This window comes from Archangium sp. (genome assembly GCF_036388035.1).
Lineage (GTDB): Bacteria > Myxococcota > Myxococcia > Myxococcales > Myxococcaceae > Archangium.
Genome location: NZ_DASVSO010000971.1, coordinates 1 through 13,497, shown reverse-complemented (window position 1 = coordinate 13,497; position 13,497 = coordinate 1). Strand labels below are relative to the sequence as shown.

Here is a 13,497-nt window from a genome sequence, read left to right as displayed (position 1 = left end):
ACCTGTGGCCGGAGCCCGAGCGCTTCAACCCGGAGCGCTTCATCGGCAAGCGGGCCAGCCCCAACGAGTACTTCCCTTTCGGGGGCGGGGCCCGGCGCTGCCTCGGCATGGCCTTCGCCACCTACGAGATGCGCATCGTCTTCGCCGAGGTGCTCCGCCGGGTGAAGCTCCGGCCCGCCACGCGCTACACGTTCCGGGTGTCGCGGCGAGGCGTCACCCTGGCCCCCGCGGGCGGGGTGCCCGTCCTCGTCGACTCGCGCAGCTGAGCGCGTCAGGACTGCACGAGCCTGCCGTCCCCCGTCAGCCGCACCTCGGCGTACGTCTCGAGCTGCCGGGTGGTGGGGGCGATGAACCCGGGGCCACGGGTGGTGATGCCCAGGGTGTTGATGCGCACGCGCCGGTCCGCGCCCGTCAGGAGGGCGTGGGGAATCAGCACGCTGAACTGGATCGACTCGTCATCCGCCGCGTTCGACTGGAGGACGATCGTCACCAGCTTGCCGATCCCCACATCCACCTGGCGAATCTCGTCACCCCGCGCGCTCACCTGACGCTGGCGATCCCGGTACTGCATGAGCGGCACCCCGGAGATGCTGGTCTCCGAGAAGGTCACCTGCACATCCTTCCCCTTCAGCTCGTAGTGGTTGGGGGCAATGGAGGAAACGGCCGCGCGCTGCGAGATGGGTTGTACCTGTTCCATGGCTCTGCCTTGCGTGTCTGGGACGGCGCCCCCAGGAGGAGCGCCGCGCGTTCGGTCAGTCAGAGCCGCTCGCGCACGACTGTGACGGCGCCAGGCCTCGGCCCTGGGGTACGACGTGGGTGTTCACTGGCGCGCTTCCAGGGACTCGCGGGCTCGCGCGGACCCTGTTGGTTCGGGAACGGCACTCCTCCCTCCCTTGCCGGTGGGCGCCTTGCGTACAAGGACGGGCCTGCCCACCTTTGTGCCCAATGGGGCGATGGGGGGCAGCATGGGCGGTGGCGTTCGTCGTGGCGCTCTGGGCGCTACCGTCCGGCGCGCAATTGATCGAGCTGCACCGCTCGCTCGCTCCCCCTCCGCACCTGCCCGAGCGTCCCGCCTTCGAGGAGCTCCTCGTCTCCTTCGCGGACCCGGAGCGTGCGCTGCGTGACGGCTTCACCGTGCCGTCCCTCTCGCTCGCCGTGCGCTCGCGGGCCTGGGCCTTCGTGCGCTCCGGTCCTGGCGCGTACGAGCAGAAGGAGGTCTGGGGCGCGCTCGCGCTGCCAGCGCAGGACCTGACCGTGTCCGAGCTCCCAGCGGGCCATCGCCTCGTCACGCTGCTGAAGCTCGACCCCGAGATAGAGCACCTCCGGGTGGGCGACGTCGGTCCGTGGTTTCGGGGGCCCGACGGCCCCCTCAAGCGGTTCCTGCGTTCGACGCTCGACAGGTTCCCCGGGTCCAGGACGGGCGCGGAGGTAGCCGCGGGCGTGGCGGCGCTCGGGCTCCTCTACCAGTTCGGCACCGAGCGCGCGCACAGCCTGGGGCTGTCGCCCGTCTTGCGCCGCTCCCTGCTGGGGGGAAGCCTCCACGGGTCCGTCGAGCTGCACTCCGAGCCCCGCTTCCAGAATGCCCGCGCGGACGTGGTGGCGAGCTACCGGCTGCCGGAGGCACTGCGGTTGATCTCCGGCCCCGTCGAGCAGATCGAGGTGGGAGGGACGGCCGCGCGCACCCCCGAGGGGGTCCTGCTCGACGCGCGGTGGGCGAACCTCCGGGGGCGGGTGTCCTGGCTCGAGATGCGCGTGGGCATCCGCTCCACCCATGCCGAGCCGCACCTGTGGATGGACGTGGAGACGAGCGTGCAGCGCGAGCACTTCGGCCTGCGCGCCGTGGTGGGCCGCCAGTGGGTGACGGCGAACCTGCGCTCCATGGCCACGGCCACGCTGCGCACGGGCCCGGTGCTCTCCGGGCTCTTCGTCGGCGTGCAGAACGCGGGGCGCACCTTCGGCCTCATCAGCACGGGCTCCTTCTAGGGGAACACCTCGGGGAAGGTCCGGAGCGGCCCGGTGGTACTGTCTGGCGGAAAGCCCCCCGGCTCCGGGAGAGGACCGGGGGAGGGTCCCACCCCTCGTCCGCTCCCTCCCCCTCGGTACGCGCCCCCGCGTCCCGGGCATGATGCCCCCTTCCGCCAGGAGACAGAGACGATGAAGGTCCACGGTCAGCCGATGCGCACCCTCTGGGTCGAAGCCGACGGCGCCTCGGTCGGCATCATCGACCAGACGCGCCTGCCGCACGCGTTCGCCACGCTGCGCCTCACGACGCTCGACGAGGCGGCCCACGCCATCCGCTCCATGCAGGTGCGAGGGGCGCCGCTCATCGGAGCCACCGCGGCCTACGGCGTGTGCCTCGCCCTGCGCGCGGACGCCTCGGACGGGGCGCTGGAGCGAGCCTGCGCGCTGCTCCAGGCCACGCGGCCCACGGCGGTCAACCTGCGCTGGGCGCTCGACGAGATGCACCGCGCGCTGCGCCCGGTGGCGCCCTCGGAGCGGGTGGCCCTCGCGTACCGGCGCGCGGCGGACCTCTGTGACGAGGACGTGGCCATCAACCACGCCATCGGCGAGCACGGGCTGGGGCTCCTCGAGGAGGCGTGGGCGCGCAAGGGGCGCCAGGGGCGGCTCAACGTCCTCACCCACTGCAACGCCGGCTGGCTGGCCACGGTGGACTGGGGCACGGCGCTCTCGCCGGTGTACCAGGCGCACGACAAGGGCATTCCCGTGCACGTCTGGGTGGACGAGACGCGCCCGCGCAACCAGGGCGCGAGCCTCACCGCGTGGGAGCTCGGCCAGCACGGCGTGCCGCACACCGTCATCGCGGACAACGTGGGCGGCCACCTCATGCAGCACGGCGAGGTGGACCTGTGCATCGTGGGCACGGATCGCACCACGGCCCGGGGCGACGTGGCGAACAAGATTGGCACGTACCTCAAGGCGCTGGCGGCCAAGGACAACGGAGTGCCCTTCTACGTGGCGCTGCCCTCGCCCACCATCGACTGGACGCTGGAGGACGGGGTGCGCGACATCCCCATCGAGCAGCGCGACGGCCGCGAGTTGACGGACCTCAGCGGGCGGCTGCCGAGCGGCGAGGTGGTGACGGTGCGGGTGACGCCCGAGGGCAGCCCGGTGGCCAACTACGGCTTCGACGTGACGCCGGCGCGGCTGGTGACGGCGCTCGTCACCGAGCGCGGGGTGTGCGCGGCAACGGCCGAGGGGCTGCTGTCGCTCTTCCCCGAGCGGCGGGTGCGGGGGACGGGCTCGTGAGCGCTCCCGGGCACCTCGCGCTGCGCGAGGCGATGATCGCCACGGCCCGGAAGATGAACGCCTCGGGGCTGAACCAGGGCACGAGCGGCAACCTCAGCCAGCGGGTGGAGGACGGCTTCCTCGTCACGCCCACGGGCATGGACTACGACGCCCTGGTGCCGGAGGACCTCGTCCTCATGCGCTTCGACGGCACCCACGAGGGCCGGCGCAAGCCCTCGTCCGAGTGGCGCTTCCACCGGGACCTCCTCGCCGCGCGGCCCGAGGTGGGCGCGGTGCTGCACGCGCACTCGATGTTCTGCACGACGCTCGCGTGCCTGCGCCGGCCCATTCCGTCCTTCCACTACATGGTGGCGGTGGCGGGAGGCGCGGACATCCGCTGCGCGCCCTACGCCACCTTCGGCACCGAGGAGCTGTCGCGCCACGCGGTGGCGGCGCTGGAGGGGCGCAAGGCGTGCCTGCTGGCCAACCACGGCATGCTCGCGCTGGGTGGGGACCTGGCGGGCACCTTCAAGCTGGCGGTGGAGGTGGAGACGCTGGCGGCCATGTACTGGCGCGCGCTCCAGGTGGGCGAGCCCGTGCTGCTCGACGCGGCGGAGATGGCCGTGGTGCTCGAGAAGTTCAAGACGTACGGCCAGCAGCCCGAGCCCCGCTAGGCCTCACGCGGCGTGCTCGGGGAAGCGCGGCAGCTCCACGCGGAATGTGGAGCCCTGTCCGAGCTGGCTGCGCACCTGGATGCGGCCGCCCATCGTCTCCACCAGCTGGTGGGTGATGTAGAGCCCCAGCCCCAGGCCCCCGTAGTGGCGCCCCGAGACGGCCCGCTCGAACTTGCCGAAGATGCGCGAGCGGTGCTCGTCCGCGATGCCGATGCCCTCGTCCCGCACCTCCAGCACCGCCCACTCGGGCCCGCCCTCCACCCGCACCCGCACCGGTCGCCCCTGGCCGTACTTCAGCGCGTTGGACAGCAGGTTCGTCACCACCTGCTCCACCCGCAGCCGGTCCCACCGCCCCATCACCGGCACCGCCTGGAGCTCCACCGGGCTGCCCGCCTGCTCGCTCCGAGGCGCGAAGCGCGCCACCACCTCCCGCGCCACCTCGGCCAGGTCCACGTCCTGCAAGTTGAGCAGCACCTGCCCCGTCGCCAGCCGGGACACGTCCAGCAGGTCATCCACCAGCGCGGCCAGCCGGCGCAGCTGCTGCTCCGCGCCCTCCACCAGCCGCGCCACACGCTCGCGGGGCACCACTTCCCCCGCATAGGCCTCCGCCTCCCGCCGCAAGGCCTGCAGGCGCAGTTGCAGCGGCGTCAGCGGCGTCTTCAGCTCGTGCGAGGCCACCGAGAGGAAGTCGTCCCGCGTCCGCACCGCCTCGCGCGCCTCCTCGTACAGCCGCGCGTTCTCCTGGGCCTGCTCCGCCAGCCGCGTCCCCAGCGACACAAGCGTGCGCTCGGCCGCCCTCACCCGCCGCAGCTGGGTCATCATCCACTCCACCCGCCGCGCCGCCGACTCCTCCCCCAGCAGCATCTCGGGCGTCTCGTAGAAGAGGTTCTCGAAGACCTCGTCGCCGATGAGCGCCATCGGGTGGCTGCGGATGACGTCGCGGATGACCTCTGGCCGGAAGCGACTGCGGTGGTACTGGCAGACGGTCAGCGCGTGCGAGCCGGGCAGGTAGCGGTTGAGCAGCGCCTCATAGCGGATGAGGCCCTGGCAGCCCGATTCCGAGCCCAGCGTCCACGTCATCTCCCCGGTGGTGCGCAGCCCCGTGAAGCCCTCCGCCAGGGACTTGCGCTCCAGCTGCCGGATGAGGGCGATGAGAAACTCCGGGACGAACACCCCGTTGCGCAGGCAGGCCTCCCGCTGGGTGAAGAAGACGAGCGCCTTGCGTGCCTGCTCCCCCTCCACGTCCACCCCATGCGCCCTCAGCACCGCGACCACCTCGGAGATGTCGTGCTCGTCCACCGAGTACACGCAGCGCTCCCCGCGCTCGAGCCCCTGCTGGATGTAGGGCACCAGCGCCGCCACGTGCTCCTCGAGGTGCTCGTAGATGAAGCAGACATGGTCTCCCTCGCCCACACGGGAGAGCTGCTGGGGAGTCGCCCCGAACGCCACTCCCGCCTCCAGCAGGAGCGAGGAAGCCTCGGAGGAAATCTGCGGAATGGTTTCGTGCATGAGGCCCTCGGGAGCGAAGGGGCCTGCCGGCCGTCCAGGAGCAACTTCTGACATGCACATGAGCCCTCTGAACGGCAAGGTTCCGTGCCCCCCGGACATGTCAGACCCATCCGTTAATCTCTTCACATCACGACGCATCAGGGAGGCCCTTCATGGATGGACTCAGGGAGTCACCTCACGTCTCGGTGAACAAGCTGGGGCGCTACCTCACGGCGACACCCGCGCTGCGCAAGCAGCTCATCCAGGCGCAGAAGCACCCGCCTGACCCGCGCTACCTGCGCTACCCCGAGGCCGCCCAGGCCATCACCGACTTCCTGTGCCGCGGTCAGGACGAGGCGCTCCTGCGCCAGCACCAGCACCGCTTGGCCACCACGGTGCACGAGGAGGCGTTCGACACGCACCGCGCCCAGCTGTGCATCGAGGCCATCGAGCGCTACCGCGCGCTGCACCCGAGCCTCGGCCTGCGGGGCGTGGTGGCCAGCGAGGTGGGACACGAGCCGCCCGCGCTGCGGGTGGCCGGGGTGAGCATCCGCGTCTGGCCCCAGGTGGTGCTGCAGGCGGTGGACCGGTACGGCCACAACAAGGTCGGGGTGATGAAGCTGTATTTCTCCAAGCACCACCCGCTGGACGAGCGCTCGGGGCAGTACATCGCCACGCTGCTGAAGGCCTTCGCCGAGCAGCACCTGGCGCCGCTGGGGCCGGTGGAGCCGCGGCTGGTGCGCGTGGTGGACGTGTTCGCCGGGCGCGAGTACCTCGCCCCCAAGGCCCAGGAGCGCCGCCTGTGCGACGTGCGGCTCGCGTGTGAGGAGATCGCCGCCCGCTGGGCGGTGCAGTAGGGGACACCTGCCCGCCGGGTGACGCCCGGTGGGGGGCTTCTCTTGTCGTGAGGGGTCCGGGTCGTTAAGACTCACGGCCTGTACGACATCTCGGGAGGGGCGGCGGCTTTGCTGGATGCACTGTGGGAACGGCGGGCGCTGCTCGTCTCGGGCAAGGGTGGAGTAGGCAAGACGACCTTCGCGGCGGCGCTGGCGCGCGCGGCGGTGGCGCGGGGCCGTCGGGTGTTGCTGGCCGAGGTGGAGGTGTCCTCGGACGAGCAGCAGGGCCCCTCGCCCCTGGCGACGCTGGTGGGGGCCCGGGAGCCGAGCCCCCAGGTCACCGAGGTGGGCCCCGGCCTGTCCTTCGTCCGGCTCTCCCCCATCGAGGGCCAGCGCCTCTTCCTCCAGGACGTGCTGCCCCTGCGGGTGATGGCGGACGCGGCCATGCGCATGCGGGCCCTGCGCCGCTTCCTCGAGGCCGCCCCCGCGCTGCGCGAGATGGGCGTGCTCTACCAGATGCTGCACCTCATCCGGCGCACGCGCCCGGACGGCACGCCGCTCCACCCGCTCACCATCCTGGACCTGCCGGCCACGGGCCATGCGCTCGCCCTGGCGGCGCTGCCGGACGCCCTGCTGTCCGTCATGCCCGGAGGGCCCATCGGCCGCTCGGCGCGCGAGGGCATGAGCATGCTGAGGGATCCGGCCCTCACCGGCGCCCTGCTCGTCACCCTGCCCGAGCCGCTGCCGGTGAGCGAGACGCTGGAGCTGGCCACCGCCATCCAGCGCCACCGCATCCCCCTGGCCGCGGGCGTGCTCAACCGGGTGCCGGAGAATCCCTTCTCGCCGGACGGCCGCGCCGCCGTGGAGCGGCTGCTGGACGCGCACGGGCCGCACCGGGGACAGCGGGCGCTCGCGCGGTTGGATCGCGCCCGCAGCGCGGAGGCCCGGCTGGCGAGCAACCTCCCCGTGCCGCTCCTCACCGTGCCCGAGCTGGCCGCCACCGGCATGGAGCTGGTGGAGCGGCTCGCCACGCACCTCACCCGGCCCGTCCCCCAAGCGCCGCCCTCCTCCGGGCGAGCGGGAGCCCACTCATGAGCCTCCAGTCCCTGCTGCGAGAGAAGCGCGTCCTGGTGCTGTGTGGAGCGGGGGGCGTGGGGAAGACGACGACGGCGGCGGCGCTCGGCGTGGCGGCGGCGCGCGCGGGCCGCAAGGTGCTGGTGCTCACCATCGACCCGGCGCGGCGGCTCGCCGAGGCCATGGGCATGGCCGAGGGGGGCTCCGAGCCCACGGCCATTCCCCCCGAGCGGCTCTTCGCGGGCGGCGCGCCCGGCACCGGCCGGCTGGACGTGTGGATGTTGGATCCGCGCGTCGTCTTCGAGCGCTTCGTGAAGCGGCTGTCGGACACGCCCGAGGCGGCGCGCAACATCCTCGACAACCGCCTCTACCGCTTCCTGTCGGACCTGGTGGCGGGCATGCAGGAGTACGCCGCGGCCGAGGCGCTCGACAACTTCCTGGACGAGGGCCGCTACGAGCTCGTCGTGCTGGACACGCCCCCGAGCCGCCACGCGCTGGACTTCCTGGAGGCCCCGGGACGGCTGGCGCGCTTCCTGGATGACCGCATCGTCTCGCTCTTCCTCCCGGAGGACAAGGGGCGCGGGGGGCGGCTGTGGCGCAAGACGTCACAGCTGCTGGGCAACGTGCTGGGGGGCATCTTCGGCGAGAGCTTCACCCACGAGATGCGGGCCTTCATGGGGGCCTTCAGCGGGCTGTTCGCCGGCATCCGGATGCGAGCGGATCGGCTGCGCTCGCGGCTGAGCTCGCCGGACGCGGCCTTCCTGCTGGTGACGTCGCCGGAGGAGGCCTCGCTGGAAGAGGCCGGCTTCTTCCGGGACATGCTGCGCGAGAAGGGGCTGCCCTTCGCGGGCTACGTGCTCAACCGGAGCTGGGCGCGGGAGGACGGGCTGGCCCACCCCGAGGCGCTGCTGCGGCACGTGGAGGACGACGGCGCGGCGCGCGACGGGGTGAAGGCCCTCATGCACCTGGCCGAGAACGAGCGGGTGCGCGCCGAGGCCCACCGCGGGCTGCTGGCGCGACTGGCGGAGCGGCTGCCCGCGGGCGCGGTGGCGGTGGCCGCCCCCGAGGCCGGGGGGGACCTGGAGGACTTCGGCGGCCTGGTGCGCCTGGGCGAGGCGCTCGCCACCCCGTGACGCGGTCCTGGGGCCGCCGAAGGAAGTCGCTTCCAGGTTGAGGCACGGCGTCCGCCTCGCGGACCTCCCCCCCGGGCACGCGGCGCGCGAACTTGTCCACTAAGTGTACAGGTTGCGCGGAAACGCGCCCGGAGGGCACTCGCGCCGCATGTGGCTTGAAGGTGCCTCGCACCCGGCATGCGGAACGGAGGCGCACCTGGACTTCAGGGCAACACCGATGTCTGGAGGTGGGCATTCAGGAGAAGCGGGCCTGCCCGGGGTCGGACAGCAGGGCAGCGGGGCTCCCGGGCCCCCCCTTGGAGAGGGCCTCCGCCGTGTCGACCTTTCGGCGTCCACACGCAGGAGGTCTGATCCATGGCCCAGAAGTACACCGAGAATGGCCGAGACGTTCCGACACGCCCCGCTCCGGCGAACGGCACCCCGAGCAGCGATCGTGAGCGAGAGCGCCGCGCCGCCGAGTCCCCGCCGGGCTCGCGCGAGCGCTCCGAGTCCGACGCCACCGGGTGGAGCCCCGAGCGCGACGAGGATCCCGCCGCGCGCGAGGGCCGCTACCACCGCGCCGCGCAGCTCCGACTGGCCCAGCCGCGCACCGAGATGGGAGCGCCACCGTCCGGGGACGACACGCGCCATGACCTGGGCTCCCAGCGCCGCCTGCTCCACCGGGATCGCCCCGTCGAGCGCCCGGGGCGCGTGCCCACGGACACGGATTATGGCCCCTATGGCCGGGACGACCGGGCGGCGGACTCCGCGACCGGACAGGGCCGGGGGCCGCTGCTGGGCGAGCATGACAGGGAGCACTCCCTGGACATGCGCCACCCGCCTCGGGACTACCGCCCGTGGGACCGCACCGGCGCGGGCCCCGACACGCCCCCGCTGGGGCGAGGCCCCTACACGGAGCCCGGGGGGCGCGAGACGTTCAACACGGGGGCCCAGGAGCAGCCGCGGCATGAGGGGCGGGTGCACCGCCACGGACCGCGCGAGGAGCGCTCGTGGGAGGAGGATCGCCCCGGACAGGACAGGCGGGAGGAGCCGCGCGAGGGCTACTCGGGGCTGATGGGCATGGGCCCCGCTGGCACCGTGTCGCGCGAGTCCCGCCCCCGGACCGAGCAGGGCCGCGGGGGCCGCTGGAAGCGCGAGCCGCTCAACGCGCGGGAGATCATGACGCGGCACGTGAAGAGCGCCCGGGTCGACAGCAGCCTGCGGGACGTGGCGCGCATCATGAAGGACGAGGACTGCGGCATCGTCCCGGTGGTGGACGAGCGCGGACGGCTGCGGGGCCTGCTCACGGACCGGGACCTCGTCATCCGCACCCTGGCCGAGGGCAGGCCGCCGGACACCCTGCTCGCCCGGGACGTGATGACGGATGACGTGGAGGCGGTGACGCCGGACGAGGACATCCACGGCATCATCGCGCTGATGGGCCGCCGCCAGGTGCGTCGCATCCCGGTGGTGGAGCGCGACGACCGGCTGGTGGGCATCATCTCGATGGCGGACATCGCCACCCGCGCCGACTACGACGAGGAGCTCCAGGAAGCGCTGGACCGCATCTCGGCCCGGCGCTCCTTCTGGAGCCGCCTCTACTAGCTCACGTGATGGCGACGGTGACGCCCGAGGCGTCACTGCTGGCGGTGAACTTCTTGAGGGGGCCAATGGTGATGGCCCCTCCGCTCTCGTCGGGCCCTCGCGTCACGTCGCCCGTCTTGGTGAAGCGCGAGTTGTGGCAGGGGCACCACAACCCCTGCACGGGCTCGTCGAAGGTGACGGGGCACTGCTGGTGGGTGCAGATGCCATCCACCGCCGAGTACGTCCCGCCCTCGAGCGCGAAGACGAAGAGGAGCTTGCCGTAGCCCTCGGGAACACCCTGCACGAATTGACCGGCCGTCCGCAGCTCGGGGAATTGCGCGAAGGGGAAGAAGATCTTCCCCTCCACGACGGCGGGGAAGCCCACGTCACCGGCCGCGAAGTCGATGAGCAGCACGCCCTTGTCCGCGTCGTAGCTCGAGGTGAACTTGCGCAGCGGGGCCCGGGCGGGCGGGTTCGTCACCGTGCCGTCCAGGGCGAAGCGTGAGCCGTGGCAGGGGCAGATCGCCTCGCCCTGCTCGAAGCCCAGCGGGCAGCCCGAGTGCGTGCAGATGTTGGACGTCACCGCGTACAGGTTGCCCCCCGGGTGCATGACGAGCAGATGCTGCTCGCCGGGCACGCGCAGGGTGACGGCACCGCCGTCACGCGACAGGTCCGGGTAGCGCTTCACGTCCAGCCGCACGCGCCCGTCCGACTCCTTCTCCGCGTCCAGCACCGGCGAGGGAGCGATGTTCGGCGCGCACCCGGACAGCCCCGTCGCCGCCGCGCCCGCGCCCACTCCCGCGATGCCCCTGAGGAAGCCTCGACGACTGGTGCTCACTTCCCCTCCTCCTTCAGCTGGAACTTCGTCTCCATGTCGAGCGCGTCATTCACCTTCACCATCAGCAGGGAGGGGCGCTCCACCTGGAAGGACTCCAGGCTCACCTGGAACTTGCCCTCGGCCGTGATGTCCTTGTCCGAGGTGAAGACCACCTTCATGGGCACCTCCACCGGCTGCTTGACGCCGTGGAAGGTGAGCTGGCCCTTGAGCACCACCGCCTGCTCCGAGGGGAAGGTGGTGGGCAGCTTCACGCCGCTGGCCACGCCCTTGAACTCGATGGTGGGGAACCTGGCGGCCTCGGTGGCCTCCTTCATGTGGGCGTCGCGGTTGGCGTTGCCCGAGTCGAAGTCGGCCACGTTGGCGCGCACGGCCACCTGCAGGCTGCCGTCGGGGAGGATGCGCGCCTTGCCCTCGGTGGGCTTCGCGGTGCCCACCACTTCGTGCAGCTTGTGGATGAGGTGGTAGCTGATGGAGCTGTCGGCGGACTTCACCGAGTACAGGCGCGCGGCCTTGGCCGCCTCCTGCGCGAGCGCGGGCGCGGATAGCAGCAACGAGGCCAGGACGGCCAGCAACGAGTGTTTCATGGGAATCTCCGGGGGTCTCAACGCGGATGCGGGGACGAAATTCAGAAGACGATCATCAGGGCACCCGCCGTCACGGCGCCCAGGGTGGCATAGCCCAGCACCTGGTGGGCGCGAACGGTGTCCACCTGCGAGAGCTTGCCCTCCCTGGCTTCCGTCAGGCGGCCCAGCAGCACCTGGGAGAGCATGCCGGCGGTGGCCAGGGACATGAAGATTTTATGGAAGGTGATGGTGTCCCAGCGGAGCTTCTTCTCGAAGGGCGTGGGCGCCAGCAGGCCGAGCAGGCCCGTGCCCGCGAAGAGGGAGGAGGAGCCCACCACCAGCCCGGTGTGCCAGTTCCTGTACTTGCCGGTGTCGCCGTAGCCGCGGTAGCGGTCGTCGAAGTTGAGCTGTCCCACCACCACCGTGGCGGCCAGGGTGACGGCCATGGCGATGCCCAGGCCCTGGTGGATGCTGAGCATGGTGCGGCGGCGGGCGATGGCCTTCTCCAGCTTCGGGTCCACCGCCACGGGCGCCTCGGCGGCCGTCGAGGACTCGAGCAGGTCGAAGTCCATGTCCATGGGCGGCTCCTCCGCCTGCTGCACCGGCGCATCCGCCGGCTGCGTCTCGGCGGGCTTGGACTCGGTCTTGGAGGACGCGGCCTGTGCGTGCGTGACGGGTGCGGCGAGGAGTGGAATCAACAGGGCGGCAACGACGGAACGGAACATCTCTTCCCTCTGGCAGCGAGAAACACCGCTCCCCAGTATGCGCGAAGGGGCCCAGGCTCGCATGTCGGGTTTATTACGAGGGAGCTCCCACCTCCTGCTTCCAACCTGCTCGAAAAAAGGGGGTGAGAGTCTTGGTCCGACCGTCCGATGTCGGGGCGCTCAGGCCGGCGCGGTGGCCGGGGGCTCCGAGCGCTGCGCGGTGCCCTGGGAGAGCTCCTGGCCCAGCACGCGCGGATCGAAGTACGCGTAGAAGCGCGAGATGCGCTCACCGTCCCACTCGATGATGGAGACGCCCTCGTAGTTCACCGCGGCGCCGTTGTGCGCGGTGCCGCTGGACTCCCACTCGAGGGCCACCCGGTCACCGGCTTCGATCATGTTGCGGAAGGTGGACTTCACCTGACGCAACATGCCCTTGTACTCGCGCCAGAACTGGCCTGCCCCGTCCTTGCCCTGGAAGGTGCGGTGAGAGGCCACGTTGCTCACCTGCGCGTCGTCACTGAAGAGCTGCAGGAGGGGCTCCACGTCTCCGCTCTCCTCCAGCTTGGACAGTGCGTCCACGAACCGCTGCGCTCGCTCCATCGCCATGGGGGTTCCTCACTCCGAGAGGGTCCTTACGCTTCGGAGGGTGCGCATGGCCCTCGGGCACTGCCCACCGTGCTGGCTGGCCGCTCGGGTGGCGAGCGGAAGGGGGAGTGCGACCGGGCGCGTGTCGAACTAGGCTGGGCCCCGTCATGGAACGCGTCCGCGAGGCCCCGCCCGCTCCCTCCGAGGAGAGCGTCCCCTCCCTGGAGGAACTGCCCCGCGTCGCCCCGGAGGCGAGCACCCTGCTCGAGGGGATGCGGGGGCTGCGCGAGCCCGGAGTGACGGCCGAGGAGGTGGACGCGTTCCTGGAGGGACTCTCGGCACCCCGTCCCCAGGGCGAGCCCCCCCGCGTGCGGGCGGACGTCATGTTGGACATCCTGGAGGACAGGCGGCTGTGTGCGCTCACCGGCACGGACGGGCGCCGGGTGGGCGTCGTGGCCCTGGAGGCCCTGCTGGGGCTCGGCTACCCGTACGCGCTCGAGGTCACCCCCGAGATGCTGGCCCTGGCCCGCGGCTCCGCGGCGACACGCGAGCGCCTTCCCGGCCACCTCCGCGCGGGACTCGGGCTGGCCTTCATCAACGTCCTGCTGCCGGTGGGGACGCACGCGCTGGAAGCCTTCGACTCTCCCCATGCCTCCGCCAGGGCCCTCGTCGGCGTGCCCCCCGGGGAGCATCCCCTCGACGTGGGGAGCAACCTGCCGCTGCTCGTGCCGCTCCTGCTCGGGCCTCCCCTGCTGTCGGCCCTGGCCGCGGGGCTCGGGTTCCGCCCCCTGCA

General features: G+C 71.9%; 14 protein-coding genes and 1 pseudogene. 9 read left to right on the top strand and 6 right to left on the bottom strand.

What is annotated here, in order from left to right; translation table 11 throughout:
- Positions 1 to 266 (top strand): cytochrome P450 (locus VF697_RS40155; RefSeq protein ID WP_331103581.1); only part of this gene is annotated, 266 nt, incomplete at its 5' end.
- Positions 267 to 271: 5 nt separating this feature from the next.
- Here VF697_RS40155 and VF697_RS40150 read toward each other — a convergent pair.
- Entirely contained in the window at positions 272 to 697 is a 426-nt protein-coding gene (locus tag VF697_RS40150) for a hypothetical protein (protein ID WP_331103579.1), read from the bottom strand.
- A gap of 275 nt (positions 698 to 972) precedes the next feature.
- Between VF697_RS40150 and VF697_RS40145 the strand changes: the two genes are divergently transcribed.
- The 3 genes from VF697_RS40145 (at position 973) to VF697_RS40135 (ending at position 3,920) form a co-directional block, all read left to right on the top strand.
- Complete coding sequence (locus tag VF697_RS40145) at positions 973 to 1,983, top strand: hypothetical protein (RefSeq protein WP_331103577.1); 1,011 nt, start codon at positions 973 to 975, stop codon at positions 1,981 to 1,983.
- Positions 1,984 to 2,154: 171 nt separating this feature from the next.
- Complete coding sequence (gene mtnA, locus VF697_RS40140; protein WP_331103575.1) at positions 2,155 to 3,267, top strand: S-methyl-5-thioribose-1-phosphate isomerase; 1,113 nt, start codon at positions 2,155 to 2,157, stop codon at positions 3,265 to 3,267.
- Between the two features lie 32 nt (positions 3,268 to 3,299).
- On the top strand, positions 3,300 to 3,920 hold the full coding sequence (locus tag VF697_RS40135; RefSeq protein WP_331103583.1) for a class II aldolase/adducin family protein: 621 nt from the start codon (positions 3,300 to 3,302) through the stop codon (positions 3,918 to 3,920).
- A 3-nt stretch (positions 3,921 to 3,923) separates the two neighbouring features.
- Here the strand turns inward: VF697_RS40135 and VF697_RS40130 are convergent, their stop codons facing one another.
- Positions 3,924 to 5,429 carry an MEDS domain-containing protein gene (locus VF697_RS40130; protein ID WP_331103573.1) on the bottom strand — a complete coding sequence of 502 codons (1,506 nt, stop codon included), beginning with the start codon at positions 5,427 to 5,429 and terminating at the stop codon, positions 3,924 to 3,926.
- Between the two features lie 152 nt (positions 5,430 to 5,581).
- On the opposite strand from VF697_RS40130, the gene VF697_RS40125 reads away from it, so the two are divergent.
- The 4 genes from VF697_RS40125 to VF697_RS40110 all read left to right on the top strand — a co-directional run bounded on the left by VF697_RS40125 (position 5,582) and on the right by VF697_RS40110 (position 10,035).
- Positions 5,582 to 6,265: a hypothetical protein gene (locus tag VF697_RS40125; protein ID WP_331103572.1), complete on the top strand. Its 684-nt coding sequence runs from the start codon at positions 5,582 to 5,584 to the stop codon at positions 6,263 to 6,265.
- A gap of 108 nt (positions 6,266 to 6,373) precedes the next feature.
- Positions 6,374 to 7,339, top strand: a complete 966-nt coding sequence (locus VF697_RS40120) for an ArsA-related P-loop ATPase (protein ID WP_331103570.1) — start codon at positions 6,374 to 6,376, stop codon at positions 7,337 to 7,339.
- Positions 7,336 to 8,451, top strand: a complete 1,116-nt coding sequence (locus VF697_RS40115) for an ArsA family ATPase (RefSeq protein WP_331103569.1) — start codon at positions 7,336 to 7,338, stop codon at positions 8,449 to 8,451. Before VF697_RS40120 ends, VF697_RS40115 begins: the two co-directional genes overlap by 4 nt.
- A gap of 354 nt (positions 8,452 to 8,805) precedes the next feature.
- Positions 8,806 to 10,035: a CBS domain-containing protein gene (locus tag VF697_RS40110; protein WP_331103568.1), complete on the top strand. Its 1,230-nt coding sequence runs from the start codon at positions 8,806 to 8,808 to the stop codon at positions 10,033 to 10,035.
- A 1-nt stretch (position 10,036) separates the two neighbouring features.
- Here VF697_RS40110 and VF697_RS40105 read toward each other — a convergent pair whose 3' ends face one another.
- The 4 genes from VF697_RS40105 to VF697_RS40090 form a co-directional block, all read right to left on the bottom strand.
- Positions 10,037 to 10,852 carry a Rieske (2Fe-2S) protein gene (locus tag VF697_RS40105; protein ID WP_331103566.1) on the bottom strand — a complete coding sequence of 272 codons (816 nt, stop codon included), beginning with the start codon at positions 10,850 to 10,852 and terminating at the stop codon, positions 10,037 to 10,039.
- Positions 10,849 to 11,436 (bottom strand): YceI family protein, encoded by a 588-nt coding sequence (locus VF697_RS40100; RefSeq protein ID WP_331103564.1) that lies wholly within the window; start codon positions 11,434 to 11,436, stop codon positions 10,849 to 10,851. Before VF697_RS40100 ends, VF697_RS40105 begins: the two co-directional genes overlap by 4 nt.
- 41 nt (positions 11,437 to 11,477) lie before the next feature.
- The gene (locus VF697_RS40095; RefSeq protein ID WP_331103562.1) at positions 11,478 to 12,140 is read right to left on the bottom strand and encodes a hypothetical protein; all 663 of its coding nucleotides are present in this window, start codon (positions 12,138 to 12,140) and stop codon (positions 11,478 to 11,480) included.
- Between the two features lie 159 nt (positions 12,141 to 12,299).
- Positions 12,300 to 12,725 carry a nuclear transport factor 2 family protein gene (locus tag VF697_RS40090; protein ID WP_331103560.1) on the bottom strand — a complete coding sequence of 142 codons (426 nt, stop codon included), beginning with the start codon at positions 12,723 to 12,725 and terminating at the stop codon, positions 12,300 to 12,302.
- A gap of 146 nt (positions 12,726 to 12,871) precedes the next feature.
- Between VF697_RS40090 and VF697_RS40085 the strand changes: the two are divergent.
- Positions 12,872 to 13,497, top strand: a pseudogene (locus tag VF697_RS40085) (hypothetical protein); the annotation flags it as partial.